The 24,471-nt window shown below is 61.1% G+C and carries 24 protein-coding genes; 10 read left to right on the forward strand and 14 right to left on the reverse strand.

Features of this window, described 5'->3' with window-relative positions; genetic code table 11:
* Window positions 1-14 precede the first annotated feature (14 nt).
* From AOA62_RS26695 to folE2, 7 genes are read right to left on the reverse strand one after another with little or no spacing between them, the layout of a single operon-like run.
* Window positions 15-1,352 carry a dihydroorotase gene (locus AOA62_RS26695; protein WP_099550218.1) on the reverse strand — a complete coding sequence of 446 codons (1,338 nt, stop codon included), beginning with the start codon at window positions 1,350-1,352 and terminating at the stop codon, window positions 15-17.
* Window positions 1,353-1,355: 3 nt separating this feature from the next.
* Window positions 1,356-1,916, reverse strand: a complete 561-nt coding sequence (locus tag AOA62_RS26700) for a DapH/DapD/GlmU-related protein (RefSeq protein WP_017135756.1) — start codon at window positions 1,914-1,916, stop codon at window positions 1,356-1,358.
* Window positions 1,913-2,326: a phosphoribosyl-AMP cyclohydrolase gene (gene hisI / locus AOA62_RS26705; protein ID WP_099550219.1), complete on the reverse strand. Its 414-nt coding sequence runs from the start codon at window positions 2,324-2,326 to the stop codon at window positions 1,913-1,915. The genes AOA62_RS26700 and hisI overlap by 4 nt, the downstream gene beginning before the upstream one ends.
* On the reverse strand, window positions 2,323-3,201 hold the full coding sequence (locus AOA62_RS26710; protein ID WP_017135758.1) for a metal ABC transporter substrate-binding protein: 879 nt from the start codon (window positions 3,199-3,201) through the stop codon (window positions 2,323-2,325). The genes hisI and AOA62_RS26710 overlap by 4 nt, the downstream gene beginning before the upstream one ends.
* Before the next feature lie 11 nt (window positions 3,202-3,212).
* Complete coding sequence (locus AOA62_RS26715) at window positions 3,213-4,079, reverse strand: metal ABC transporter permease (RefSeq protein ID WP_017135759.1); 867 nt, start codon at window positions 4,077-4,079, stop codon at window positions 3,213-3,215.
* Window positions 4,079-4,747 (reverse strand): metal ABC transporter ATP-binding protein, encoded by a 669-nt coding sequence (locus tag AOA62_RS26720; RefSeq protein ID WP_099550220.1) that lies wholly within the window; start codon window positions 4,745-4,747, stop codon window positions 4,079-4,081. Before AOA62_RS26720 ends, AOA62_RS26715 begins: the two co-directional genes overlap by 1 nt.
* The gene (gene folE2, locus AOA62_RS26725; protein ID WP_099550221.1) at window positions 4,744-5,640 is read right to left on the reverse strand and encodes a GTP cyclohydrolase FolE2; all 897 of its coding nucleotides are present in this window, start codon (window positions 5,638-5,640) and stop codon (window positions 4,744-4,746) included. Before folE2 ends, AOA62_RS26720 begins: the two co-directional genes overlap by 4 nt.
* A 128-nt stretch (window positions 5,641-5,768) precedes the next feature.
* On the opposite strand from folE2, the gene AOA62_RS26730 reads away from it, so the two are divergent.
* Window positions 5,769-6,980, forward strand: a complete 1,212-nt coding sequence (locus tag AOA62_RS26730) for an N-acetylmuramoyl-L-alanine amidase (RefSeq protein WP_099550222.1) — start codon at window positions 5,769-5,771, stop codon at window positions 6,978-6,980.
* On the opposite strand, the gene AOA62_RS26735 is transcribed toward AOA62_RS26730, so the two are convergent.
* Window positions 6,977-7,345 carry a glutamine synthetase gene (locus AOA62_RS26735; protein WP_099550223.1) on the reverse strand — a complete coding sequence of 123 codons (369 nt, stop codon included), beginning with the start codon at window positions 7,343-7,345 and terminating at the stop codon, window positions 6,977-6,979. The two genes, AOA62_RS26730 and AOA62_RS26735, sit on opposite strands and share 4 nt — an antisense overlap.
* Window positions 7,346-7,471: 126 nt before the next feature.
* Between AOA62_RS26735 and dksA the strand changes: the two genes are divergently transcribed.
* Genes dksA through AOA62_RS26755 form a run of 4 tightly spaced genes read left to right on the forward strand, consistent with a single transcriptional unit; the run spans window position 7,472 to window position 10,758 of the window.
* Entirely contained in the window at window positions 7,472-7,876 is a 405-nt protein-coding gene (dksA, locus tag AOA62_RS26740; RefSeq protein WP_017135763.1) for an RNA polymerase-binding protein DksA, read from the forward strand.
* A gap of 27 nt (window positions 7,877-7,903) precedes the next feature.
* Window positions 7,904-9,109: a zinc metallochaperone GTPase ZigA gene (gene zigA / locus AOA62_RS26745; RefSeq protein ID WP_017135764.1), complete on the forward strand. Its 1,206-nt coding sequence runs from the start codon at window positions 7,904-7,906 to the stop codon at window positions 9,107-9,109.
* The gene (locus tag AOA62_RS26750; RefSeq protein ID WP_017135765.1) at window positions 9,109-9,753 is read left to right on the forward strand and encodes a DUF1826 domain-containing protein; all 645 of its coding nucleotides are present in this window, start codon (window positions 9,109-9,111) and stop codon (window positions 9,751-9,753) included. The genes zigA and AOA62_RS26750 overlap by 1 nt, the downstream gene beginning before the upstream one ends.
* A 42-nt stretch (window positions 9,754-9,795) precedes the next feature.
* On the forward strand, window positions 9,796-10,758 hold the full coding sequence (locus tag AOA62_RS26755; RefSeq protein WP_099550224.1) for a GTP-binding protein: 963 nt from the start codon (window positions 9,796-9,798) through the stop codon (window positions 10,756-10,758).
* Here the strand turns inward: AOA62_RS26755 and AOA62_RS26760 are convergent.
* Window positions 10,752-11,147, reverse strand: a complete 396-nt coding sequence (locus tag AOA62_RS26760) for a DUF3301 domain-containing protein (RefSeq protein ID WP_017135767.1) — start codon at window positions 11,145-11,147, stop codon at window positions 10,752-10,754. The genes AOA62_RS26755 and AOA62_RS26760 overlap by 7 nt on opposite strands.
* 117 nt (window positions 11,148-11,264) lie before the next feature.
* On the opposite strand from AOA62_RS26760, the gene pdxY reads away from it, so the two are divergent.
* On the forward strand, window positions 11,265-12,137 hold the full coding sequence (pdxY, locus tag AOA62_RS26765; protein WP_058421087.1) for a pyridoxal kinase PdxY: 873 nt from the start codon (window positions 11,265-11,267) through the stop codon (window positions 12,135-12,137).
* Window positions 12,138-12,267: 130 nt separating this feature from the next.
* Here the strand turns inward: pdxY and AOA62_RS26770 are convergent, their stop codons facing one another.
* Window positions 12,268-12,753, reverse strand: a complete 486-nt coding sequence (locus AOA62_RS26770) for an acyl-CoA thioesterase (protein WP_017135769.1) — start codon at window positions 12,751-12,753, stop codon at window positions 12,268-12,270.
* A gap of 292 nt (window positions 12,754-13,045) precedes the next feature.
* On the opposite strand from AOA62_RS26770, the gene AOA62_RS26775 reads away from it, so the two are divergent.
* Complete coding sequence (locus AOA62_RS26775) at window positions 13,046-14,809, forward strand: cation:proton antiporter (RefSeq protein WP_099550225.1); 1,764 nt, start codon at window positions 13,046-13,048, stop codon at window positions 14,807-14,809.
* A gap of 144 nt (window positions 14,810-14,953) precedes the next feature.
* On the opposite strand, the gene AOA62_RS26785 is transcribed toward AOA62_RS26775, so the two are convergent.
* The 3 genes from AOA62_RS26785 to uvrD all read right to left on the reverse strand — a co-directional run bounded on the left by AOA62_RS26785 (window position 14,954) and on the right by uvrD (window position 18,894).
* A complete protein-coding gene (locus tag AOA62_RS26785) occupies window positions 14,954-15,361 on the reverse strand; it encodes an SMI1/KNR4 family protein (RefSeq protein WP_017135771.1) in 408 nt (135 codons plus the stop codon).
* Between the two features lie 135 nt (window positions 15,362-15,496).
* Window positions 15,497-16,369, reverse strand: coding sequence for a Tim44 domain-containing protein (locus AOA62_RS26790; protein ID WP_056860905.1), 873 nt, complete (start codon window positions 16,367-16,369; stop codon window positions 15,497-15,499).
* A gap of 341 nt (window positions 16,370-16,710) precedes the next feature.
* Window positions 16,711-18,894 (reverse strand): DNA helicase II, encoded by a 2,184-nt coding sequence (gene uvrD, locus AOA62_RS26800; protein WP_017135773.1) that lies wholly within the window; start codon window positions 18,892-18,894, stop codon window positions 16,711-16,713.
* Window positions 18,895-19,173: 279 nt separating this feature from the next.
* Here uvrD and AOA62_RS26805 point away from each other — a divergent pair, with 279 nt between their 5' ends.
* The 3 genes from AOA62_RS26805 to AOA62_RS32565 all read left to right on the forward strand — a co-directional run bounded on the left by AOA62_RS26805 (window position 19,174) and on the right by AOA62_RS32565 (window position 23,494).
* Window positions 19,174-22,047, forward strand: coding sequence for a GGDEF domain-containing phosphodiesterase (locus AOA62_RS26805; RefSeq protein ID WP_099550228.1), 2,874 nt, complete (start codon window positions 19,174-19,176; stop codon window positions 22,045-22,047).
* Between the two features lie 162 nt (window positions 22,048-22,209).
* The gene (gene hexR / locus AOA62_RS26810; RefSeq protein WP_003177007.1) at window positions 22,210-23,076 is read left to right on the forward strand and encodes a transcriptional regulator HexR; all 867 of its coding nucleotides are present in this window, start codon (window positions 22,210-22,212) and stop codon (window positions 23,074-23,076) included.
* Window positions 23,077-23,299: 223 nt separating this feature from the next.
* Window positions 23,300-23,494: a PA3496 family putative envelope integrity protein gene (locus AOA62_RS32565; protein ID WP_017135775.1), complete on the forward strand. Its 195-nt coding sequence runs from the start codon at window positions 23,300-23,302 to the stop codon at window positions 23,492-23,494.
* Here AOA62_RS32565 and AOA62_RS26820 read toward each other — a convergent pair.
* Window positions 23,424-24,398: a LysR family transcriptional regulator gene (locus AOA62_RS26820; protein WP_017135776.1), complete on the reverse strand. Its 975-nt coding sequence runs from the start codon at window positions 24,396-24,398 to the stop codon at window positions 23,424-23,426. The two genes, AOA62_RS32565 and AOA62_RS26820, sit on opposite strands and share 71 nt — an antisense overlap.
* Window positions 24,399-24,471 lie beyond the last annotated feature (73 nt).

Raw genomic sequence — 24,471 nt, forward strand, 5'->3', positions numbered from 1 at the left:
CCCGCTGGCGTCGGTCAGCGCAGAAAATGCAAGGGCAAGCCCTGGCAGCTGTCGACCACCTGGCCGTTGTGCCACGCCAGGTGGCCAGACACCAGCGTGGTGCTCACGCTGTGGCGAAAGCTGCGTTCGGCGAAGGGTGTCCAGCCACAGCGGGCGAGGATCGGCTGGCTGCTCACCGGTTTGCCTTCGGGCTCGGGTTTGATCAGCACCAGGTCGGCCCAATAGCCTTCACGCAAGTAACCACGGTCCGGGATGGCGAATAAATCGGCCACCCGGTGACTGGTTTTTGCCACCAGCGTGGTCAGGGGTAAATGCCCGTCGATGACCAGTTCCAATAACGCCGGCAACGCGTGCTGCACCAGCGGCAACCCGGACGGCGCTTCGCGATAGCCCAACTGTTTTTGCGCCCAGGTATGCGGCGCATGGTCAGTGCCAATCACATCCAGACGATCACTCAACAAGGCCAGGCGCAACGCGTCGCGGTCGGCGCGGGTCTTGATCGCCGGGTTGCATTTAATCTGGTGGCCGAGGCGATGGTAGTCGCGGTCATCGAACAGCAGGTGGTGCAGGCAGACTTCGGCAGTGATGCGCTTTTCGGCCAAGGGTTTGTCTTCGAACAATGCCAGTTCGCGGGCACTGGTCAGGTGCAGCACATGCAGGCGCGTGCCATGGCGCTTGGCCAATTCCACGGCAAGGGACGACGAGCGATAACAGGCTTCGGCATCGCGGATCAGCGGGTGGGCGACCGCAGGGATGTGCTCGCCGAAACGCTCGCGCAGGCGTTGCTCATTGGCCAGGATGCTCGGCGTGTGTTCGCAGTGGGCGAGCAGGATGGTCGGCACTTGCGCAAACAGCCGCTCCAGAATCCGTGGGTCGTCCACCAGCATATTGCCGGTGGAGGCGCCCATGAACACTTTGACCCCGGCCACTTCACGTGGGTCGAGGGCGGCGACGACGTCGAGGTTGTCGTTGCTCACGCCAAAGTGAAAGCCGTAGTTGGCGACCGAATGCAGCGCAGCGCGACGCTTTTTATCGGCCAGTGCTTCCAGATTCAGCGTGGCCGGGTTGGTGTTGGGCATATCCATGAAGCTGGTGATGCCACCGGCCACTGCCGCGCGGGATTCGCTGTAGAAGCTGCCTTTGTCCGGCGCGCCGGGTTCGCGAAAGTGTACCTGGTCGTCGATCATGCCCGGCAGCAGCCATTGGCCTTGGGCGTCGATTTCCACTGGCTCGTTGTAGCCTTCAAGGCTGCCGGCAATCTTCTCGATGCGGCCATTGGCGACCAGCACATCGGCGTCGAATTCCTGGCCTTCATTGACGAGGCGGGCGTTGCGGATCAGCAGGCGGCTCATGGTTCAGAACTCGTTTTGCAGGGCTTTGTAACCACGTACCAGGTCGACGTTGGTACGCGCGACGTCTTCGGAAAACTCCGAGGCGCTGACGCTCACCGGCGGGAATTGCGACAAGTCGGTATTGGGGCCGATGCGGGTGGTGGAGGGCACGTAGAAGGCGGCGGGCAAGTCGCGCCCATCGACCACCGAGTTGTGGCGCACCACACAGCCATCGCCGACGGCGCAGTTGAACAGCACGCTGTTGAAGCCGATGAAAACGCGGTCGCCCACGGTGCACGGGCCGTGGACGATGGAGCGATGCGCGATAGACGTAAACTCGCCAATCGTCACCGCCGCGCCGGACTTGGAGTGGATCACCACGCCGTCCTGGATATTGGAATTGGCGCCGATGGTGATCGGGTCCATGTCGCCGGTGGCGTCGACTTCGTCGGCGCGGATCACGGCGTAGGGGCCGACGAACACGTTCTCGCCGATGATGACCTTGCCGCAGATGATCGCGGTCTTGTCGACGTAGGCCGACTCGGCAATCACCGGCAGGTCGCCGGAGGGGTTTTTGCGGATCATGCAACAGGCTCCGTAATAATGTGAACGTGGTCGCCCACAATGGCGTTGTAGAAACAGGTCGGCCGCCCGGTGTGACAGGCCGGGCCTAGCTGGTCGACGATCAGCAGCACGGCGTCGCCGTCGCAATCCAGGCGCGCCTCAATCAACTGTTGCCAGTGGCCGGAGCTTTCGCCTTTGCGCCACAGTCGCTGGCGCGAGCGTGACCAGTAGCAGACGTGCCCGCTGGCCAGGGTTTCGGTGAGCGCCTGGCGATTCATCCAGGCCAGCATCAGCACATCGCCGCTGCCGTGTTGCTGGGCGATGGCTGCGATCAGGCCATCGCTGTTCCACGGCAGGGCGTCGAGCACGGGTTCGAGTGGAAAGCGGCTGCCAAGGGCAGCCTCTTCCAGGTCGAGCATGCTCAGGGTCATGGCTTGCTCAGGGCGGCGCACAGGGTGTTGAGGTTGTACTCGAACAGCCCGGTGAACGTGCTGGCCGGGCCTTCGGCGGCGAGGGCGTCGGAGTACAGCGTGCCGCCGATTTGCGCGCCGCTTTCGTCAGCGATCTGCTTGAGCAGGCGCGAGTCCTTGATGTTTTCCATGAACACAGCTTTGACTTTGTCTTTGCGGATCTGGGTGATCAGCGCGGCGACTTCGGCGGCCGAAGGTTCGCGTTCGGTCGACAGACCTTGTGGTGCCAGGAACTGAATGCCATAGGCCTGGCCCAGGTAACCAAAGGCGTCATGGGAGGTGACGATGCGACGGTTGCCGGCTGGCAGCGCGCCGAACTTGGTCTTGGCTTCGGCCAGCAAGCGGTAGATCTGTTTCAGGTAGGCCTGGCTGTTGCTCAGGTAGTCAGCCTTGTTGGCTGGGTCGGCCGCCACCAGTGCCTTGGTGATGTTGTTCACATAGATTTCGGCGTTGGCCAGGTTGTGCCAGGCGTGCGGGTCCGGGATGGTTTCGCCGTCTTCTTCCATGGTGTGGGAGATCACGCCTTTGCTGGCGGTGACCACAGTAGCTTTGGTTTCGGTACTGGTGACCAGGCGGTCCAGCCAGGGTTCGAAGCCCAGGCCGTTCTTGATGATGACCTTGGCCTTGAGCAGGGCTTTGGCATCGTCCGGCGTCGGCTCATAGGTGTGGGCGTCGGAGTCGGGGCCGACCATGTTGCTGATCTGGATGTGGTCGCCACCGATCTGATGAGTGATGTCATCGAGAATGCTGAAGCTGGTGACTACTTGGAGTTTGTCGGCGGCCTGGGCCATCGACAAGGGCAGCAGAAGACTGAACAGCACGAGTAAAGCGCGCATCGGGAAACACCTCATTGGGATGTAAGAGAGGGCGGGCGGCGCAGCAAGCCGTGCACCGGGCCGAAAACCACGGACAGCAGATACCCGCCGCCAGCCACCAGCACGATGGCCGGGCCGCTGGGCAGTGAGTAGTAGAACGACAGCAGCAAACCAAGCCACACCGACAGGCATCCCAGCACCGCCGATACCGCAATCAACACCGGCAGGCGCCGGCTCCAGAAGCGTGAAGCAATCGCCGGCAACATCATCAAACCCACCACCATCAACGCGCCGATAGCCTGGAAGCCGATCACCAGGTTCAGCACCACCAGGGTCAGGAATAACCCGTGGGCGAGTGGGCCGAGGCGGCTGACGGTTTGCAGGAACAGCGGGTCGAGGGTGTCCAGCAGCAGCGGTTTGTAGATCAATCCCATGGCGATCAGGCTGAAACCCGAGACCCAGAGCATGCCGGTGAGGGTGGTTTCATCCACCGCCAGGGCGGAGCCGAACAGCAGGTGCAAGAGGTCCAGGCGCTTGCCGGCGATGCCCAGGATCAGCACACCCGCGGCGAGCGAAATGGGGTAGATGGCCGCGAGGCTGGCATCTTCACGCAGGCCGGTGCGGCGGGTGATCCACGCCGACAATCCGGCCATGCTCAGCCCAGCGCCGAGGCCACCGATGGTCAGCGCCGGCAGGCTGATGCCGGCGAACCAGAAGCCGAGTGCGGCGCCGGGCAGGATGCCGTGGGCAACGGCGTCGCCGATCAGGCTCATGCGCCGCAGAATCAAAAACACACCCAGCGGCGCGGTGCTGCAGGCAAGCACCAACCCTCCAATCAGGGCACGGCGCATGAAAACGAAATCTTGAAAGGGCATCCACAGGTGGGCGGCGAAGTGCATCAGGCCACCTGCATGTGAGGTTGCGGGCGGATCAGTTCTTTACTGGGGCCAAATACGCAGCCAGAGCTTTTGATTTGCACTACTTGCTGAGTGTGGTGGCGCACGGAGGCAAGGTCATGACAAACGATCACCACCGTGCGGCCTTCATCGTGCCAGGCGTGCACATGGTTCCAGCACAGCGCCTGGCCTTCTTCGTCGAGGGCGGCGTGGGGCTCGTCGAGCAGCAATACTGGCGCTTCAGCCAGGCTCATGCGTGCCAGCAGCGCGCGCTGCAGTTCGCCGCCAGACAACGCCATCAACGGTCGATGCTCCAGGCCGCTGAGGCACCAGTCTTCCAGCACTGCGTGCAGACGCTGGCTGCGTTGTTCCGGGCTGAGTTTGGTACCCCAGAAACCGGCCGCGACCAACTCTTGCAGGCTGATCGGAAACTGCCGGTCCAGGTGTTGCTGCTGTGGCAGGAACGATAAGCCGCCACGACGTGGAACATCCACGCTGACGTTGCCCGCCAACGGCTTTTGCAGCCCAGCGATGACTTTGAGCAGGCTGCTCTTGCCCGTGCCGTTGGCGCCAATGATGCCGGTGAGGCTGCCTTTTTCCAGGCGCAGATCCAGCGCAGGGGTGAGTGGTTGCCCGGGGGCGCCCCAGCGCAAAGCGTTGCAGGTGATCATGCAGAGTCTCTCGTCCAGCGGCTTTCAGCCACGGCATCGTGCGCGTGCAGGCTTTCGGCGTGGATCACTTTCAGGTGGAAGGCTTTGACGGCATCCGAGCGTTTCAAGGCGAGGTTCAGGCGGCGGGCGGCGTCTTCGCAGAACATCAGGTTCTGCCCATTGGCCAAGGCGAAGGCTTGTTCGTCCGCCCGTTTTACAGCGGTTTGCACGGCGGTGCCGAGGGCGGCTTCGACGGTGTCGATCAGGTCTGTGAGCGGCAGCGTGTTCTGGCTGGCGTCCAGTTGGATCGACAGTTGGGCGCTGCTGCGCTGGCTGTGAGGCGTGGCCACGATGCCGTTGGCGCTGCCGAGCCAGGTCAATACGTCTTCGTGCTGCACCGGCTTGTTGGCGAAGTCCTGAAGAAATTGCTGCTGAATCAACTGCCTGGCGAGCGCAGCTGAGCATGGGCAGGTTGAGGAATAAGTAACGTCAATTTTTAGTTCCACGTGGAACATCTGGTTTTCCAGACGCGCTTCGATGCACACCGGGTAGCCTTTCCAACCGGCCAGCGGGCTGACCAGCGCCGGGCGTTTGAGTAACAAATCCGTGTGAATGCGCAAGTAGGCGTTCTTAGATAATCCTTCATGACTCTCGAGAAAGCGCTGCAGTACATTACGCAGAAGTGCAGGTGTAAGAAGCTGCTGGTCGAGCATTTCCAAGGCCAGGTACAGGCGCGACATATGAATGCCACGGGCCTCGCCATCGTCCAGGCTTACGCCTGCATCGGCGGTGGCAGTCAGGCGTTGGCCGTCGATGAGGATTGGCAGGGCGATGCCGCACATCCCCACCCAGTCGAGTGGCAAGGCTTGCCGTGAAGCCTGCGCGGCGATATCCGGCAAAGTCAGCGCATTCATGAGCAGGTCCATCGTTGGCAATAAAAAGACATGTTATATTATAACGATTAAGTCGACGATGATTTTTCTGCTCCAGTCTTTCTTCAGTCATGTCGAGCAGGGACGCTCCTTTATTTGCGGTGTTTTTCATGCACAGACGTCAGCTTCTCAATCTGCTGCTGGTCAGCCCTCTGTTCACCTTTCCATTGGGGGCGTTCGCCACACAGATTCGTAATGCGCGCTTGTGGCGCTCCGACGACAAACTGCGGCTGGTGTTCGACCTCAGCGGCCCGGTGCAATACAAGACCTTCTCCCTGACGTCGCCGGAGCGCGTGATCATCGACCTGAGCGGCGCCGGGCTCAGTGGTGATTTTTCGCAGTTGGCGCTGAAGGACAGTGGGATTACTTCGATTCGTTCGGGGCATTTCGGCAAGAGCGATACGCGCATCGTGCTGGACCTGGCCTCGCCGATGCAGCTCAACAGCTTTTTATTGCCGCCACAGGATGGTCAAGGCCATCGCCTGGTACTCGACCTGACCAACGCCACCCACGCGCCGCGCCAGATTGCTGCGCAGCCGGCGCCGCTGGTGGCTCCAGTAGATAAAGCGCACCCCAAGCGCGACATCATCGTGGTGGTCGACCCTGGCCACGGCGGCAAAGACCCTGGCGCCATCGGCTCCAAGGGCCAGCGCGAAAAGGATGTGGTGCTGTCCATCGCCCAACTGCTGGCCAAACGCTTGAAGCGCGAGAAGGGCTTTGACGTGAAGCTGGTGCGCAACGACGACTTCTTCGTGCCGCTGCGCAAGCGCGTGGACATCGCCCGTCAGCACAAGGCCGATATGTTTATCTCGGTGCATGCCGACGCCGCGCCGCGCCTCACCGCCTCCGGGGCTTCGGTGTATGCGTTGTCGGAAGGCGGTGCCACCTCCGCCACCGCGCGCTTCATGGCGCAGCGCGAAAACGGCGCCGACCTGTTGGGCGCCACGACATTGCTCAACCTCAAGGACAAGGATCCGATGCTCGCCGGGGTAATTCTCGATATGTCGATGAACGCCACCATCGCCTCCAGCCTGCAACTGGGCAGCTCGGTGTTGGGCAGCCTGCAAAGCATCACCACGTTGCACCAGAAGCGCGTGGAGCAAGCCGGGTTTGCGGTGCTCAAATCACCTGACGTGCCGTCGATCCTGGTGGAAACCGGGTTTATCTCCAACACTCGGGACGCCCAGCGGCTGGTGACGGCGCGTCATCAACAAGCCGTGGCGGATGGCCTGTTCGACGGCCTGAAAAAATACTTCGAGAAGAACCCGCCGATGAACAGCTACATGGCCTGGGTTCAGGAACAGAAGAGCGGCCAGGTCTAACAGCCGGCTATACGGCTGCACGTGAACTTGGCGCTGGCGCCACCCGAACTGGAAAACCGGTTGATGGTGGTCCAGCCCACGCGGCGCGCGTAGCCGACCCACGCCTCACCATCGGACGCCAACCCGGTAAAGAACGTCAGCTGCCCATAGCGACTGCTGGTCTGTGCCCAATAGCGTTTGCCGATCACTTCAAAACCGCGCAAATACGTAGTGCTGCCAACCGTCGCCACGCTGTAGGCATTGCCCAGCGGGTCTACGCAGGCCAGCAAATTAGCGCTGCGCGTGCAGCTCGCCAACGGGCTCGGCGTTTGCGCGCAGGCAGATCCTGCCACGCCCAATAACAGGGCACACACCAGGTATTTCATAGTGCCTCTCGGGCAAGAAAGTGTTCCAGCATTGCGCCCTTCGTCGTGGCGAGCAAGCGGGGATTGGCTTATTTGTATTGTTATACTATAACATTAAAAAACAGCCTGACCCGTGAACCGCTTCCCATGAATGAACAAGAGCTCCTGGCCCAACTGCCCGCCGATTACATGAATGACGCTCAGCAAGGCTTCTTCCGAGCGCTGCTGCTGACGCAGCGCTACGAACTGCAGGCGCGTATCGAGGCTGAATTCCTGGTGCTGCGCGAGCAGGAAACCAACAGCGACCTGGCCGATATCGGCAGCGCCGAAGAGCAGCGCCAGTGGCAGCTGCGCCTGCTGGAGCGTGAAAAAAAGCTCTTGGACAAGATCGACGATGCCCTCGAACTGCTGGCCCGCGGCGAATACGGCTGGTGTCGCGAAACCGGCGAGCCCATCGGCCTGCAACGCCTGCTGCTGCGCCCCACTGCCACCCTGTCTATCGAAGCCAAAGAACGTGAAGAGCTGCGCGAACGCCATAAACGGGCGATTTGACCGGCCAACCCTGATGAGGATTACCTGATGACTAATCGCCTTCCCGTTACCGTGCTGTCCGGCTTTCTCGGCGCTGGTAAAAGCACGCTGCTCAACTACGTTCTGCGCAACCGCGAAAACCTGCGGGTGGCGGTGATCGTCAACGACATGAGTGAAATCAATATCGACGGCAGTGAGGTTCAGCGCGACGTCACGCTGAATCGCTCCGAAGAAAAACTGGTGGAGATGAGCAACGGCTGCATCTGCTGCACCTTGCGTGAAGACTTGCTGGAAGAAGTCACAAAGCTCGCCAAGGAAGGGCGCTTCGATTACCTGTTGATCGAGTCCACCGGCATTTCCGAGCCGCTGCCCGTGGCCGAAACCTTCACGTTCCGTGATGAAAACGAGCAAAGCCTGGCCGATATCGCACGCCTGGACACCATGGTCACCGTGGTCGACGGCATGAATTTCCTGCTCGATTACCAAGCTGCCGAAAGCCTCGCTTCCCGGGGTGAAACCCTGGGCGAAGACGACGAGCGCTCCATCACCGATTTGCTCATCGAGCAGATCGAATTCGCCGACGTGATCCTGATCAGCAAGATCGACCTGATCAGTAGCCGCGAACGCGAGGAGTTGATGGCCATCCTTGAGCGCCTCAATGCGCAGGCGGAAATCATCCCGATGGTGATGGGCGAAGTGCCGCTGAACAAGATCCTCAACACCGGCCGGTTCGACTTCGAACGCGCAGCGCAAGCGCCGGGCTGGTTGCAGGAGTTGCGCGGTGAGCACGTGCCGGAAACCGAAGAATATGGCATCGCCTCCACCGCTTACCGCGCGCGTCGCCCGTTTCATCCGCAGCGTTTCTTCGACTTTATCGATCGCCCGTGGGTGAACGGCAAACTGCTGCGCTCCAAGGGCTTTTTCTGGCTGGCGAGCAAGCATCAGGATGCCGGCAGTTGGTCCCAGGCCGGTGGCTTGATGCGCCATGGTTTTGCCGGGCGCTGGTGGCGTTTTGTGCCGAAAAGCCAGTGGCCGCAAGACGAAGAAAGCGTAGCGGCGATCATGGGCAACTGGCAATTGAGTACCGGCGACTGCCGCCAGGAACTGGTGTTTATCGGGCAAAACATCGACTTCGCGCAGATGCGCGCCGAGCTGGACGCGTGCTTGCTTAACGATGAAGAAATGGCCCAGGGCGTCGAAGGCTGGCGCCAGTTGGCCGACCCTTTTGGCCCTTGGTATGAGCAGGTAGCCTGATGCTGGCCCCGGTAATCCCCTTACGCCCGGTGATCCGGCAAACCCGTGGTGAAACCCCGCTGGCGCTGTCGGACATCCTCGAAAACGACGTCAACCTGGCGCTGTGGCAGCGCCAGTTGCCCCTGCATATCGCCGAATTTGGCGCCTTGCTGGTGGCGCTCAATGAGCCGTTGGCGGATTCCTTGGTGATTGAGCTCGACAATGAGGAGGCTGTGCCCAATTTGCAGGGTTTGGCCTCCAGTTGCCGTGATCTTGAAGGTTACGAAGGCTTTATCGCCGATGTGTCCTGGCTGGTCAGCGCGTTTGCTTGCCTGCTCGGTGCCAAGAGGATTGGCGTGCGTTTGCGGCTGTTGGACAAGGCCATGTGCCCGCGTTTTCACGTCGACCATGTGCCGGTTCGACTGATCACCACCTACGCCGGGATCGGCAGCCAGTGGCTGCGCGAAGGCGTGATGGACCGGCGTAAACTCAGCCAGCCCGACGCGGAACCCACCGAGCGCATCGAGCAGGTCCACTGCGGCGAAGTGGCTCTGCTCAAGGGCACAAAATGGCACGGTAACGAGAACCATGGCTTGATCCATCGCTCACCCGCACTCAAGGCCGACGAGCGCCGGTTGATCCTGACACTGGATTGGCTCGCATAACCGCGTAGGATCAAGCGCTCTACCCGGCCTGAATGAAGCCCAATGCTGCAGAACATTCCCACCCACGTGATTGCCGGGCCTTTGGGCGCCGGCAAGACCAGCCTGATCAAACAGCTGCTGGCTCAACGCCCGGCCAACGAGCGCTGGGCCGTGTTGATCAATGAGTTCGGGCAAATCGGCCTGGACGCTGCCTTGCTAACACAGGACGACGACGGCATTGCGCTGGGCGAAGTCGCCGGTGGCTGTTTGTGCTGTGTGAATGGTGCACCGTTCCAGGTAGGGCTTGGCCGCCTGTTGCGTAGGGCCAAGCCGGATCGGCTGTTTATCGAGCCCTCGGGCCTGGGGCATCCGGCGCAGTTGCTCAAGCAGTTGCGCGAGGCGCCATGGCAGGGCGTGCTCGCGGTTCAGCCGTGTGTGTTGGTATTGGATGCCCAAGCATTGGCAGCGGGCAAAGCTTTGCCGCAAGCGCAGCAGGAAGCGCTGGCCAGCGCCGGTTTGTTGGTATTGAACAAAGATGAATCGTTGGATGCCGCACAGCGCCAGGCCATAGAACAGCAACTGCCTGCTTGCCCGATTTACTGGACACGCCAGGCGCAGTTGCCGCTCAAGCAATTGCCCGGCCTGGATGCACAGGCTGGCGCAGCTGTGGATAACTTCGAGGTGCCCAAAGGTGTGGTACAGATGCCGGCCGTCTGGGTTGATCCTGCGTTGCCCATTTGCCTGAGTCAGGCCCAGGAAGGTGGCTGGAGTATCGGTTGGCGCTGGCATCCAAGCCAGTCGTTCGACATTGCGCGCCTGCACAGCTGGCTTTCTGGCCTTGAATGGCGCCGCGCCAAGCTGGTTATCCACAGCGGCGATACCTGGGTGTCGGCTAACGCTGTGGATAATGGTCCACTCGCCTGGCAACCCAGCGAGTGGCGCCGCGATTCACGTATTGAATTGATCTTCAGCCAGCCACAGGACGTGGCTGGGCTACAGAGCACGCTGGCCGCGTGCCGTCAGTGACGGGTCTTGCTGGCGTGGTCCTGGCGCCATTGACTCAGCTCGATGACTTCGGCGCTGGGCTGCGGTGTCTTGATCTCGAACGGGTAGGGCGCCAATTCGATCTGCGCGCTGTGGGCGCCAAACTGAGTGATAGTCCCGGGGTGACGGGCTTCGCCGGTCACGGTGAACTCAAAGTTGTAAATGCGTGCCAGACGCCGTCGACCATTGGCATCTTTCACAAAACCGATGCGTTTTAACGCCACTGCGCCGTCGAGCAGTTCGATATCCAGTTTGGCGCAATGCTGCTTGACCCGCTCCAGCGCCCGTTCGCGCAGGCCGTGGTTGTGCCACACCCAGGCGGCACCGGTCGCCAACAGCATCAACACGAAGATATTTCCCAGGGTCAGCATGCGATGAACTCCAACAAAGTGAGAGCAGCTTAACTGTGTCTCTGGTCTGTCGTACAGGCTGGGTTTAGTCGCATACTGCGCGGCCAGAATTCAAACGGCTTTACGGAAATCTCCCGCATGAAACGCACACCTCATCTGCTTGCGATCCAGTCTCATGTGGTCTTTGGCCACGCCGGAAACAGCGCCGCCGTGTTCCCCATGCAGCGGGTCGGGGTGAACGTCTGGCCGCTGAACACGGTGCAGTTCTCCAATCACACTCAGTATGGCCAGTGGGCGGGCGAAGTGCTGGCGCCGCAGCAAATTCCGGCGTTGGTAGAAGGCATTGCCGCGATTGGCGAGTTGGGCAACTGCGATGCGGTACTGTCCGGCTACTTGGGCAGTGCCGACCAGGGCCGAGCGATTCTTACCGGCGTGGCCCGTATCAAGGCCATCAACCCCAAGGCCCTGTACCTGTGCGACCCAGTCATGGGCCATCCGGAAAAAGGCTGCATCGTGCCCCAGGAAGTCAGCGATTTCCTGCTGGACGAGGCGGCGGCCATGGCGGATTTCCTGTGCCCCAACCAGCTGGAGCTGGATAGCTTCGCCGGGCGCAAGCCGCAATCGCTGTTCGATTGCCTGGCGATGGCCAAGGCGCTGCTGGCCCGTGGGCCGAAGGCGGTGTTGGTCAAGCACCTGGATTACCCGGGCAAGCTACCGGAGGGTTTCGAGATGCTGCTGGTTACCGCTGAAGGCAGCTGGCACTTGCGCCGGCCGTTGCTGGCGTTCCCGCGTCAGCCGGTGGGCGTGGGCGACCTGACGTCGGGGTTATTCCTGGCGCGTGTGCTGTTGGGTGACAGCCTGTTGGCGGCCTTCGAATTCACCGCCGCAGCGGTGCATGAAGTACTGCTGGAAACCCAGGCCTGCGCCAGTTACGAGCTGGAGCTGGTACGGGCTCAGGATCGTATCGCGCATCCTCGCGTACGCTTCGAAGCAACACCCATCGGCCTGTAAGCACACAAAACCCAATGTGGGAGCTGGCTTGCCTGCGATAGCGGTGTGTCAGGCGACAAAGATGTCGACTGTCAGGCCCTCATCGCAGGCAAGCCAGCTCCCACATTCGATTGGGTTTACAGCTCGAAATTTACGGCCCGTCTGCCTTGATTTCCCGATAACGCTTCTCCAGCTCCTGACGAATCTGCCGACGCTGCTGCGCCTGCACAAAGCGGCGCTTGTCTTCGCTGTTCTGTGGCTGCAGCGGCGGTACGGCGGCGGGTTTGCGCTGGTCGTCCACGGCCACCATGGTGAAGAAGCAGCTGTTGGTATGGCGCACCGAGCGCTCGCGGATGTTTTCGGTCACCACCTTGATGCCCACTTCCATCGATGTGTTGCCGGTGTAGTTGACCGAGGCCAGGAAGGTCACCAGCTCGCCGACATGGATCGGCTCGCGAAAAATCACCTGGTCGACCGACAGCGTGACCACATAACGGCCCGCGTAACGGCTCGCGCAGGCGTAGGCCACTTCGTCGAGGTATTTGAGCAGGGTGCCGCCGTGCACATTGCCTGAGAAGTTGGCCATGTCAGGGGTCATCAATACCGTCATCGACAGCTGGGCGTTTCCGGGTTCCATAGCACACTCACGGGTTGTAGGCATTGGTTGGGGGACACCTCTACGGGTGCTGGAATCTTTACAGCGCTCTCCCTAACGGGACGCCAGTGGGCGGCTTGCCGTCACGCGAACGCCGATCTGTTTCCATATATTGCACCGGCTTTCTGCCGGAAGTCGTGGTGTTAACCTTCAAAAGCCCATCCCAGGGCATTTCTTACGATCAAGGCAGACTTTTCCTTCCGCGCTTAGCGACTGTTCAAGGGCGCGTGTGGAAGTGGGAAAAGCGCCAGTACCCCTCAAGGAGCCCCTCGCCATGCACGCCATCAGCTTTATCCAGGACTTGGCCGTGATCATGCTGGTGGCAGGGGTTGTCACCATCCTGTTCCACCGCCTCAAGCAGCCGGTGGTGCTGGGGTATATCGTCGCGGGGTTCATCATTGGCCCTCACACGCCGCCGTTCGGCCTGATCCACGACGAAGACACCATCAAGACCCTGGCTGAGCTGGGGGTGATCTTCCTGATGTTCTGCCTGGGCCTGGAGTTCAGCCTGCGCAAGTTGTTCAAGGTCGGCGCCACGGCGTTTATCGCGGCCTTCCTGGAAATCATCCTGATGATCTGGATCGGCTACGAGATCGGCCGCTGGTTCGACTGGAACACCATGGACTCGCTGTTCCTCGGCGCGATCCTGGCGATTTCCTCGACCACCATCATCGTCAAGGCGCTCAATGACCTGAAGATGAAGAACCAGCGTTTTGCCCAACTGATTTTTGGCGTGCTGATCGTCGAGGACATCCTGGGCATCGGCATCATCGCCTTGCTGTCGAGCATCGCCGTCAGCGGCACGGTGAGTTCCGGTGAGGTGTTCTCTACGGTTGGCAAGCTGTCGCTGTTCATGATCGTGGCGTTGGTCATCGGCATTTTGCTGGTGCCGCGCCTGTTGGCCTATGTGGCCAAGTTTGAAAGTAACGAGATGCTGCTGATCACCGTGTTGGGCCTGTGTTTCGGCTTTTGCTTGCTGGTGGTCAAACTCGAATACAGCATGGTGCTGGGCGCGTTCCTGATCGGCGCGATCATGGCCGAATCTCGCCAGTTGATTAAAATTGAACGCCTGATCGAACCGGTTCGCGACATGTTCAGCGCGATCTTCTTTGTCGCCATCGGCTTGATGATCGACCCGCAGATCCTGCTGCAGTACGCCTGGCCCATCGCGGTGATTACCGTGGCGGTGGTGCTGGGCAAGATGCTGTCATGCGGCCTGGGGGCGTTTATTGCCGGCAATGATGGCCGTACCTCACTGCGTGTGGGTATGGGGCTGTCACAGATTGGCGAGTTTTCCTTCATCATCGCCGCGCTGGGGATGACCTTGCAGGTGACCAGTGACTTCCTCTATCCGGTGGCGGTGGCGGTTTCGGCGATCACCACGCTGCTCACGCCGTACCTGATTCGCGGCGCTGACCCATTGTCGTTGAAGATTGCCGCGGTAATGCCCAAGCGCATGAGCCGGGTGTTCGGCCTGTATGGCGAATGGTTGCGCAGTATTCAGCCTCAAGGTGAGGGCGCGATGCTGGCGTCGATGATTCGCAAGATCATCCTGCAAGTGGGCGTGAACCTGGCATTGGTGATCGCGATCTTCTTTGCCGGCAGCTTCTTCGCGGCGCGCATTGGCGGGGACCTGGAAGGCTGGATCAGTGATCCGAGCTGGCAGAAGGCATTGATCTGGGGTGGGGCGTTGCTGCTGTCGCTGCCGTTTCTGATTGCGGCGTACCGCAAGCTCAAGGCGCTGTCGATGTTGCTGGCGGAGATGAGTGTGAAACCGGAGATGGCCGGGCGGCATACCCAGCGTGTGCGACGGGTGATCGCGGAGGTGATCCCGATCCTGTCGCTGTTGGTGATCTTCCTGCTATTGGCAGCCTTGTCGGCGAGTATTTTGCCGACCAACAAGTTGCTGGTGCTGATTGCCGTGGTCACGGCGGCGGTGGCGGCGGTGCTCTGGCGGTGGTTCATCCGCGTGCATACGCGGATGCAGGTCGCCTTGCTGGAGACGCTGGATAACCACAAAGATACATCAGAGCACTGATGTCATTGTGGCGAGGGAGCTTGTTCCCGCTGGGGTGCGCAGCAGCCCTAAAACAGTCACCTCGCCACGCCTGGAAAAACGCGTTGCCCTGGTTGGGGCTGCTTCGCAGCCCAGCGGGAGCAAGCTCCCTCGCCACAAAAAGCGTCAGCTTTCCAGCCAGACGTCCCGCGCCCAGTGCCAAACCGATTCCCAGGTTTCTTCGGTGACCAGTTCTTCTTCGCCGGACCACAGCACCACGGTGCCGTCCTCTTCGACGCAGTAGTAGTCATCGCCGTCCTGGCAGATCGGGATCATGCTGCGGTCAACGCCGGCGTCCCAGGCGTTGGCGGCAACGTCCGGCAGGTAGGTGTGGGACTGCGGGTCGGTGACGGTCACCGGTTCCAGGCTGCCGTACACCACGTCGCTGACGGTCAGCAGGAATTCACGGAATACAAACGGGATGTCGATGAACAGTTGTTCTTCGATTTCCACAATCTGGTCTTCGTCAGGCAGCTCCAGAGGAACCGGGACCGGTTCGTTGGCTTCACGCAATTGTTCGATGATTTCTTCCACGGCCGGGATCCTCTTGCTAGTTGGCGCGGTTAATAGGGCGTTTTATACAGTAGCTCGCTATAAGTGCAACCGCGAAATAGAAAACCCCGGAACATGTCCGGGGTTTTTATTACCAAGTGCTCAAGCGTAGGGTTATCAGCCGTTCTGGCGGATACCTGCGACCAGCCAAGGCTGGTTCTCGCCTTGCGGGCGTTCCATGTTCCAGCTTTCGCTGAACACTTCACCCTGGTCGAAACGCGAGGTCTTCGACACACCGCTGAAGGTCAGGGTGGCGATGGTCTTGTCGGCGCGATCATCCACACCGTCCAGCTGTACGCGCAGGTCGTCGATGTAAGTCGACTGGAACGCATCACCGATTTCGGCACGTTCGCGCTTGAGGAACTCCAGCAGTTGCGGGGTCACGAACTCGGCGATCTTGTCCATTTCGTTGGCGTCCCAGTGCTGCTGCAGGGACTGGAAGTGGCTGCGGGCCGCTTCGACGAAACGTTCTTCGTTGAACCAGGCCGGTGCATTGATCACCGGGCGGGCGGCGGCAGGTGCTGCCGAACCACCGAAGATCGAACCCATGGCTGGTTTTTGCTCGAACACTTCACGCTGCATCGGCGCGCCGGCTGGCGCCAGGTGCTCCTGCTGCTTGCGTCGACGGGCGGCGATAAAGCGGAAGATCACAAACGCGATGACCGCCAGGATCAGGATGTCGAAGATCTGCATGCCCTGGAAGCCGCCGCCCATGAACATGGAAGCGAGCAGGCCACCGGCGGCGATACCGGCCAGAGGGCCTAACCAGCGCGAAGCACCGCCGGCCTTGGCAGCAGCGCCAGCGGCACCGGCTGCACCAGCGGTCGCAGCTGCGCCGCCCATGCCACCGGCGGAAGGAGCCATTTGGCTGGTCTGGTGAGTCGGAGCCGAGCCCATGCTTTTGCCGCCACCGAAGCGCTTGGCGTTGGCGTCGAGGCTCATCGTCAGGCCGATGCACAACGCCATGGCGATGCTAAGAAAACGTTTCATAAAGGGAATTCCCATTTGTGGATTGCACGCGCGCCATGTTGCACAGGTGTCGTGACAGTGGCTAGCGACATAATGTTTCGGGCTTTTGCGTAAGACCGATTCAGAATGGCCCGTAGGACTTATCTCAGATATTGGCCCGCGCTTGGTAAAAACAAGGGCGGGCCATCAACCTTCATGTAACGCGAAGTTTCATCATATTGGCTTATGTGGCGAGGGAGCTTGCTCCCGCTGGGCTGCGAAGCAGCCCCTGACTGGCAAACGCAGCCTGATAGATTGGCACGGCGCAAAATGGGAGCGCTTCGCGCTCCAGCGGGAGCAAGCTCCCTCGCCACAAGCGATTGTCAGACGGCTTCGAGCTTTGCATAGCCCATCATCAGCCACTTGCTGCCTTCGGCGAAGTTCACCTGTACCCGCGCCTGGGCGCCGGCACCTTCGAAGTTAAGGATCACACCCTCACCGAAGATAGCATGCTTGACCTGCTGGCCAAGGCTGAAGGGTGTTTCCGGAATCTCGGAACCGGCGAACATGCTGCTGGAGTTCTGCTGCTGGCCGCCGCCGAACGGTCGGCTGACGCTGTTGGACAAGCGCACTTCCTGGATCAGCCCCTTCGGCACTTCACGTACGAAGCGCGACACCTTGTTGTAGGTCTCGCTGCCGTACAGGCGTCGGGTCTCGGCGTAGGTCATCACAAGGTTCTGCATGGCGCGGGTGATGCCCACGTAGGCCAGGCGGCGTTCTTCCTCAAGGCGGCCGGGCTCTTCCAGGCTCATCTTGTGTGGGAACAGGCCTTCTTCCATGCCTACCAGGAACACATACGGAAATTCCAGGCCCTTGGCGCTGTGCAAGGTCATCAGCTGGATGCTGTCTTCATGCTCATCGGCCTGGGTATCACCGGCTTCCAGCGACGCATGGCCGAGGAAGGCGGCGAGCGGCGTCAGCTCTTCGTCTTCCTCGGTGTTTTCGAATGCGCGGGCCGCGCTGACCAGCTCCTCAAGGTTTTCTACCCGGGCCTGGCCTTTTTCGCCTTTTTCCGCTTCGTGATAGGCGATCAACCCGGACTGCTCGATCACGGTCTGGGTCATCAAGTGCAGCGGCATTTCCGCGCATTTGGCCGCCAGGTTCTCGATCAGCTCGACAAACACGCCCAATGCCCCGGCGGCGCGGCCGGTCAGGCCTTTGTTGGCGATCAGCAAGCGCATGGATTCCCACATCGACACATCGGCGTGGCGGGCGTGGTCGCGAATCGCTTCAACGGTTTTCTCACCGATGCCACGCGCCGGGATGTTGATCACCCGCTCCAGCGCCGCATCGTTGCCACGGCCTTCCAGCAAGCGCAGGTAGGCCATGGCGTTCTTGATTTCGGCCCGTTCAAAGAAACGCTGGCCACCATAGATGCGGTACGGAATGCGCTCGCGCAGCAAGGCTTCTTCCAGCACCCGCGATTGGGCGTTGGAACGATACAAAATCGCGATATCGCTGCGCGCCAGGCCGGTTTTCAGCGCGCTTTCGATGGTTTCCACCACGTAGCGCGCTTCGTCGTGTTCATTGAACGCGGCGTACAGGTTGATCGCTTCGCCTTCGCCGCCGTCGGTCCACAACTCTTTGCCCATGCGCCCGGTGTTGTTGGCGATCAAGGCGTTGGCGGCCTTGAGGATGCCGGCGGTGGAGCGGTAATTCTGTTCCAGGCGGATGGTGATCGCGTCCGGGAAGTCGTCGGAATACTGGTAGATGTTCTCGATTTTTGCGCCGCGCCAGCCGTAGATCGACTGGTCGTCGTCGCCCACCACCATCAGGCTGTCGCCGCCCTTGGCCAGCAGGCGCAACCAGGCGTACTGCACGGCGTTGGTGTCCTGGAACTCGTCCACCAGAATGTGTCGGAAGCGTTTCTGGTAATGGGCCAGCAAGCCTGGGTTGTCGCGCCACAGGTCGAGGGCGCGCAGCAGCAGCTCGGAGAAGTCGATCACACCGGCGCGCACGCAGGCGGCCTCGTAGGCTTCATAAATGCTGCGCATGGTGGCCAGGAACAAATCGCCGCTGGCCTGGATATGTTGCGGGCGCAGGCCTTCGTCTTTCTGACCGTTGATAAACCATTGCGCCTGGCGCGCGGGCCAGCGTTGCTCGTCCAGGCCCAGCTCGCGGATCACCCGCTTGACCAGGCGTTGCTGGTCGTCGCTGTCGAGAATCTGGAAGGTCTGGCTCAACCCGGCTTCCTGCCAGTGCGCCCGCAACAGGCGGTGCGCCAAGCCGTGGAACGTGCCCACCCACATGCCGGCCGGGCTGATGCCCATCAACTGCTCGATGCGGTGGCGCATCTCGGCAGCGGCCTTGTTGGTGAAGGTCACCGACAGGATGGAATGCGGGGACGCGTTTTCGACCTGGATCAACCAGGCGATACGGTGCACCAGCACTCGGGTTTTACCGGAGCCAGCACCGGCCAGGACCAACTGACGGCCAACGGGGGCTGCAACAGCCTGGCGTTGGGCATCGTTGAGGGAGTTCAGCAAAAGGGAGAGATCATCGCGCATCGGCGCATTCTAGGGTGCTGCGGGGAGTCGGGCAAATCCCAATGCCGGGTGGTCGATGCAAAACTTTCCGGGCGATCCTGGCCGCGCAAACATTCTGCTGACGGTGATGACCGGTAAGTCATGGCCCACAGCCCGCGCAGGGTCTAGCTCAAGCGCTTTGGCCACGAAGGTTGTGTGTAAAAACCGTGTGGTTTTTATGACTTGGAGCAGTTTGGCCCAAGCGCTTGCTTGTGTATGCTCCGTCCACGTTTCGGGCTCACCATTATAAGAACACTGCCTATGACCCTCAGTCCCGACCTGTTTGGCCCCTCGGTGGCGCCCGCGCAGGTCATTCGTAAACATTACGCAACCGAGATAGCGGTCGAACGCACTCGCCTGTTGTATCAAGGCTCATTGCTGCCGACGTTACTGATGCTGGTCAACGGCCTGGTCTGCGCCTGGTTGCTGTGGAACCCCAAGCAATACCTGTTGGACAGCATCTGGCTGGTCTGGCTGCTCGCCCTGGTAGCCCTGCGCGTCATCCAGGTGGCGGCCTTTGATTCGGCGATGCCCAGTCGCCAGGCCCAGCCGATCTGGCGGCGCATGTTCATGCTCGGCTCGGCGGTCAGCGGGCTGACCCTGGCCACCGCCGCCATTGCCCTGGTGCCGGCCAATAGCTTTATGCAGCAGGCCTGGGTATTCGGCCTGATTGGCGCCGCGACGTTGTCAGCCAGCGTGGCCTATGCCGTGAGCTTGCCGGCGTTCCTGTCCTTTGCGGTGCCGTGCCTGGTGCCGCCCATCGTCTATCTGTTTTGGAACGGCGCCTCGCAGCAGCAAGGCTGGGGCGTGCTCGGCCTGATCTTGCTGGCGTCCCTGAGCCTGGTGGCGTGGCAGGTCAACCGCCTGATCCAGCGCGGTTTGTTGCGGCGCTTCCAGAACCAGGCGCTGATCGAGCATCTTCAGCAAGCGCAGCAACGCAGCGAGCAGTTGAATCAGGAACTGGTGCGCGAAGTCGGCCAACGTCGCCAGGCCGAACAGGAATTACGCGACGCGCAGATCGGCCTGCAAGACCGCGTGACGCAACGCAGCCAGGAACTGGACGCCGCCAGCCTGGCCCTGAATAAAAGTGAAGCGCGCCTGGCCATGGCCCTGCAAGCCAGTGAGTTGGGCCTGTGGGACTGGAACCTGCAAACCGACGAGGTGCATCACACCCAGCTCAAAGAGTTGTTTGGCCTGGAGCCGGAGTACGTCACGGCGATGCTCAGCCACCTCAAGCCGCGCCTGCACCCCGAAGACCTGCCGCTGCTCAAGCGCGCGCTGGTAGAGCACCTCAAGGGGCGCAGCGACGATTACCAGGTGGAATACCGCGTGCGCCATGGCGACGGCCATTGGGTGTGGATCGAAGACCGTGGCCGCGCCGTGGAGCGCACGCCCGGCGGCCGCGTCACGCGCATGCTTGGCACGCGCCGCGACATCAGCGCCGACAAGGCACTGGAGGAACAGCAACGCCTGGCCTCGACGGTGTTCGAAGCGGCCAGCGAAGGCATCGTGATTCTTGACCCTGAGTACGTGCTGATCGCCGTCAACCAGGCCTTCAGTCGCGTCACCGGCTTTGAAATCGACGACATGATCGGCCGCAATGTCGTCGAACTGCCCAGCAGCCGTGACGCCCGCCGTCACTTCCCGGTGATCCGCCAGGCACTGCTCAGCCATGGCACCTGGCAGGGCGAGTTGGTGGAAACGCGCAAGAACGGCGAGCTGTACCCGCAGTGGCTGCAATTGAATGTGGTGCGCGATGCTCGGGGAAAAGTCAGCCATATTGTGGGCTTCTTCGCCGATTTGTCCGCGCGGCGTGAATCCGAGGAGCGCATGCGCTACCTCACTCACTATGACGAGCTGACGGGCCTGGCCAACCGTTCGCTGTTTCGCGAACGCCTGCGTGAGGCCCATGCGCGGGTGCGTCAGGGCGGGCGCAGCCTGGCGCTGCTGCATATCAACCTGGACCGCTTCAAGCTGCTCAACGACAGCCTCGGCCATGAAGTCGCCGACCAACTGTTGCAGAAAATGGCCCGCCGTCTGATCAATGCCTTGCCCGAAGCTGACACCATCGCACGCCTGTCCGGTGATGAGTTTGCCGTGCTGTTCGATGCCTACGGCAGCCTGTCGAGCCTGGCACGGGTGGCCACGCGGCTGCTCGCCAAATTGCGGGTGCCGGTGACGGTGGAGGGGCATGAGCTGGTGGTCAGTGCCTCCATGGGCGTCAGCTTGCTGCCGGATAATGCGCGGGAAATTTCTGCGCTGGTCAGCCAATCCAACATGGCCATGCAGCACGCCAAGCATTTGGGCGGCAATAATTTCCAGTTCTACACCGACAGCCTGCAAGCCAGCACGCTGGAGCGTTTGCAGCTGGAAAACCACCTGCGCAAGGCCATCGACGAGCGCCAGCTCACGGTGTTCTACCAACCGAAACTGTGCCTGGCCACGGGCAAGCTGAACGCCGCCGAGGCGCTGGTGCGCTGGGAGCACCCGCAGTGGGGCATGGTGCCGCCGGGGGACTTTATCGGCTTGGCCGAAGAAACCGGTCTGATCGTGCCGCTGGGCGAATTCGTGCTGCGCCAGGCTTGCTGGCAGGCGTGCGAGTGGCAGCGCCAGGGGCTGGCGCCGATTCGCGTGTCGGTGAACCTTTCCGTGCATCAGTTGCGCCAGGGCAAGTTGGTCAGCCTGGTGCGCCAGGTGCTGGAAGAAACCGGCCTGGACCCGCAATACCTGGAGCTGGAGCTGACCGAAAGCCAACTGCTCGACAGCGTTGAGCACATCATTGCGACCTTCCAGCAACTGCGCGATCTGGGCGTGAAGCTGGCCATCGATGACTTCGGCACCGGGTATTCATCCCTCAGCTACCTCAAGCGCATCCCGGTGGATTACGTGAAGATCGACCAGACGTTTATCCGTGGGCTTGGCCAGGGCCGGGAAGATGCGGCCATCACTCGCGCGATCATCGCCATGGCCCACGGGCTGGCGCTCAAGGTGGTGGCCGAAGGTGTGGAAGACCAGCAGCAGTTGGATTTCCTGCGCGGCGAACGCTGCGATGAAGTACAGGGTTACCTGATCAGTCGGCCGATGGCCGCTGAAGGGCTGGCAGATTTATTGCGAAAAAATGCAGACTTTCCTTAAAGACCGCCACGCCGCCCCTGTGGCTACAAGGCGGCTGCCCGCTGATTCAAAGGGCATCAGGGCGATTTAGTGATGCATCGGGCGGGCAAAACGGTAATTCTTGTAGTATAACTACAAGCTTGCTACATCCCTGGCGTCTGCCAATAACAAGAGTCCTGCCCTTTGAACCTGTTGCAACATATCGCCCAGTCGCGCCACCTGTTACGCAAATCGGAACTCAAGGTTGCCGATCACGTGCTGCTTGATCCTGCGGCCGTGATGCACAGTTCCATGGCCGACCTGGCCCACAGCGTGGGCATCAGTGAGCCGACCATCGTGCGCTTTTGCCGTGCCATCGGTTGTTCCGGGTTCCAGGATTTGAAACTCAAGCTGGCGCAAAGCCTGGCGGCCGGTGCGAGCTTCGGGCAGTTTGCGATTCATGAAGACGACTCCGTCGCCGACTACAGCCTGAAAATCTTCGACACCACCTTGCACACGCTGATGGAAGTGCGTGAGAAGCTCGATCCGGTTGAGCTGCAAAAGGCCGTGACCGCCATGTCCCAAGCCCAGCGCGTGGAGTTTTATGGGTTTGGTGCTTCGGGAGCCGTCGCCGCTGATGCCCAGCACAAATTCTTCCGCCTGCTGCTCACTGCCGCGGCCTACAGCGACCCGCACATGCAGGCAATGTCGGCGGTGACCTTGAAGCCGACCGACGTGGCCATCTGCATTTCCCAGTCCGGGCGCTCCAAAGACCTGCTGATCACCGCCAACCTGGTGCGTGAAAGCGGCGCTTCGTTGATCACCCTGTGCCCGAGCCAGACGCCGTTGGCGGAGCTGTCGACGGTCAACCTGGCGATCGACGTGCACGAAGACACTGAAATCTACACGCCGCTGACCTCGCGTATTGCGCATCTGGTGGTGATCGACGTGTTGGCGATGGGCGTGGCCATGGCGCGCGGGCCGAGCCTGGTCAACCACCTCAAGAGCGTGAAGCGCAGCTTGCGCAGCCTGCGGTTGTCACCCAAGTCCGTCAAAGCCCTCGACGACTGATTCGAGGTCGTCCTCGGTCAAATGTGGGAGCTGGCTTGCCTGCGATGGCTGTGTATCAGTCGCCGGATATGTCGGCTGACCCACCGCTATCGCAGGCAAGCCAGCTCCCACCTTGGTTTTGCGCTTATTTCAGAAGATTCATCGTCCTGTAACCCACGCGCCGCCAAACCGTCATCCCTTGCGCCCATTCTGTACTCCCCGTACTCGCATTGGGAGACTCGAAATGGCCCGGCACTACGAAGACAGCAGCACCGTCAAAACCCGTCGTCAGCAAGAAGACCAGCGCCGCATGGCGTTCCGTCGCGCAATCGAAGACCGCTGCGAGGAGCGCCAGCTGCTCCAGAGCATCAGTGACTACCCGGAACTCCACTGGCAGGCACCCGCGGCTGCCCAGCGAAACGCTCAGCCAGCGCGCTGATCTGTACGCGTTCGCTGCGGATAAAGCCCAGGAACGCATGGGCCACCGGTGACAGGCGCTTGGCCTTGGCTTGCACCAGGCACCAACTGCGGTACAGCGGCAGCTCTTCTACCGGCAGCTCCTTGAGCCCGCCGGTGGCCAGCTCCAGGTTGACTGCGTGGCGCGTCAGCAACGCCACGCCCAACCCTGCATTCACGCACTCGCGCTGCGCCTCGGCCGAGGCCACTTCCACTGTTTGGGTGAAGTGCACGCGTTTTTCCTTGAAGTACTCCTCGCAGGCCAGTCGCGTGCCGGAACCTGGTTCGCGGATGAGCAGCGTGTAGGGTTCCAGGTCTTGAAGGCGCAGCGGCCCTTGCAGGCTTAACGGGTGATCGAGCGGCGCCACGGCGACAATCGGGTTGTTCAGGAACGGCAGGAATTCCAGGCCCATGTCCTGGGGCACCATGGACATGATCACCAGGTCGTCGCGGTTGTCCGACAGCCTGCGAATCACCTGGGCGCGGTTGACCACCGTGAGGTGCAACTGCACCTCCGGGTGCTGGCGTTTAAAAGCCGCGAACAGGTGCGGCACGAAGTACTTGGCGCTGGATTCCACCGCCAGTTTCAGTTGGCCTTGCAGCGAGCCCTGCATGTCCGACAGCTGCATATCGAGGTTTTCCAGGCGCCCGAAAATATCCCGGCTGGCGCGCTGCAAGGCTTCGGCGGCTTCAGTCATGTAGAGCTTTTTGCCGACGTAATCGAACAGCGGCTGGCCGATCAGCTCTTCAAGCTGGCGAATTTGCAGGCTGACGGCGGGTTGCGTGAGAGACATTTCCTCGGCCGCGCGGCTGTAGGAGCGCAAATCACACACTTCATTGAAGATCTGTAATTGACGCAATGTCATACGCATCAATGACTTACGCATTATTTAAATCCTCTCGCCCAAGGCCGTCCGGCCAACTATAAGTCTTTACTTATACACAACCCAATAATTATTG

The organism is Pseudomonas sp. 2995-3 (assembly GCF_002742565.1).
Taxonomy (GTDB): Bacteria; Pseudomonadota; Gammaproteobacteria; order Pseudomonadales; family Pseudomonadaceae; genus Aquipseudomonas; species Aquipseudomonas edaphica.

What these genes read in the sequence shown, in the direction of transcription:
- AOA62_RS26695 (WP_099550218.1), bottom strand. Translation starts at nt 1,352, where the DNA reads ATGAGCCGCCTGCTGATCCGCAACGCCCGCCTCGTCAATGAAGGCCAG.
- AOA62_RS26700 (WP_017135756.1), bottom strand. Translation starts at nt 1,916, where the DNA reads ATGATCCGCAAAAACCCCTCCGGCGACCTGCCGGTGATTGCCGAGTCG.
- hisI (WP_099550219.1), bottom strand. Translation starts at nt 2,326, where the DNA reads ATGACCCTGAGCATGCTCGACCTGGAAGAGGCTGCCCTTGGCAGCCGC.
- AOA62_RS26710 (WP_017135758.1), bottom strand. Translation starts at nt 3,201, where the DNA reads ATGCGCGCTTTACTCGTGCTGTTCAGTCTTCTGCTGCCCTTGTCGATG.
- AOA62_RS26715 (WP_017135759.1), bottom strand. Translation starts at nt 4,079, where the DNA reads ATGCACTTCGCCGCCCACCTGTGGATGCCCTTTCAAGATTTCGTTTTC.
- AOA62_RS26720 (WP_099550220.1), bottom strand. Translation starts at nt 4,747, where the DNA reads ATGATCACCTGCAACGCTTTGCGCTGGGGCGCCCCCGGGCAACCACTC.
- folE2 (WP_099550221.1), bottom strand. Translation starts at nt 5,640, where the DNA reads ATGAATGCGCTGACTTTGCCGGATATCGCCGCGCAGGCTTCACGGCAA.
- AOA62_RS26730 (WP_099550222.1), top strand. Translation starts at nt 5,769, where the DNA reads ATGCACAGACGTCAGCTTCTCAATCTGCTGCTGGTCAGCCCTCTGTTC.
- AOA62_RS26735 (WP_099550223.1), bottom strand. Translation starts at nt 7,345, where the DNA reads ATGAAATACCTGGTGTGTGCCCTGTTATTGGGCGTGGCAGGATCTGCC.
- dksA (WP_017135763.1), top strand. Translation starts at nt 7,472, where the DNA reads ATGAATGAACAAGAGCTCCTGGCCCAACTGCCCGCCGATTACATGAAT.
- zigA (WP_017135764.1), top strand. Translation starts at nt 7,904, where the DNA reads ATGACTAATCGCCTTCCCGTTACCGTGCTGTCCGGCTTTCTCGGCGCT.
- AOA62_RS26750 (WP_017135765.1), top strand. Translation starts at nt 9,109, where the DNA reads ATGCTGGCCCCGGTAATCCCCTTACGCCCGGTGATCCGGCAAACCCGT.
- AOA62_RS26755 (WP_099550224.1), top strand. Translation starts at nt 9,796, where the DNA reads ATGCTGCAGAACATTCCCACCCACGTGATTGCCGGGCCTTTGGGCGCC.
- AOA62_RS26760 (WP_017135767.1), bottom strand. Translation starts at nt 11,147, where the DNA reads ATGCTGACCCTGGGAAATATCTTCGTGTTGATGCTGTTGGCGACCGGT.
- pdxY (WP_058421087.1), top strand. Translation starts at nt 11,265, where the DNA reads ATGAAACGCACACCTCATCTGCTTGCGATCCAGTCTCATGTGGTCTTT.
- AOA62_RS26770 (WP_017135769.1), bottom strand. Translation starts at nt 12,753, where the DNA reads ATGGAACCCGGAAACGCCCAGCTGTCGATGACGGTATTGATGACCCCT.
- AOA62_RS26775 (WP_099550225.1), top strand. Translation starts at nt 13,046, where the DNA reads ATGCACGCCATCAGCTTTATCCAGGACTTGGCCGTGATCATGCTGGTG.
- AOA62_RS26790 (WP_056860905.1), bottom strand. Translation starts at nt 16,369, where the DNA reads ATGAAACGTTTTCTTAGCATCGCCATGGCGTTGTGCATCGGCCTGACG.
- uvrD (WP_017135773.1), bottom strand. Translation starts at nt 18,894, where the DNA reads ATGCGCGATGATCTCTCCCTTTTGCTGAACTCCCTCAACGATGCCCAA.
- AOA62_RS26805 (WP_099550228.1), top strand. Translation starts at nt 19,174, where the DNA reads ATGACCCTCAGTCCCGACCTGTTTGGCCCCTCGGTGGCGCCCGCGCAG.
- AOA62_RS32565 (WP_017135775.1), top strand. Translation starts at nt 23,300, where the DNA reads ATGGCCCGGCACTACGAAGACAGCAGCACCGTCAAAACCCGTCGTCAG.
- AOA62_RS26820 (WP_017135776.1), bottom strand. Translation starts at nt 24,398, where the DNA reads ATGCGTAAGTCATTGATGCGTATGACATTGCGTCAATTACAGATCTTC.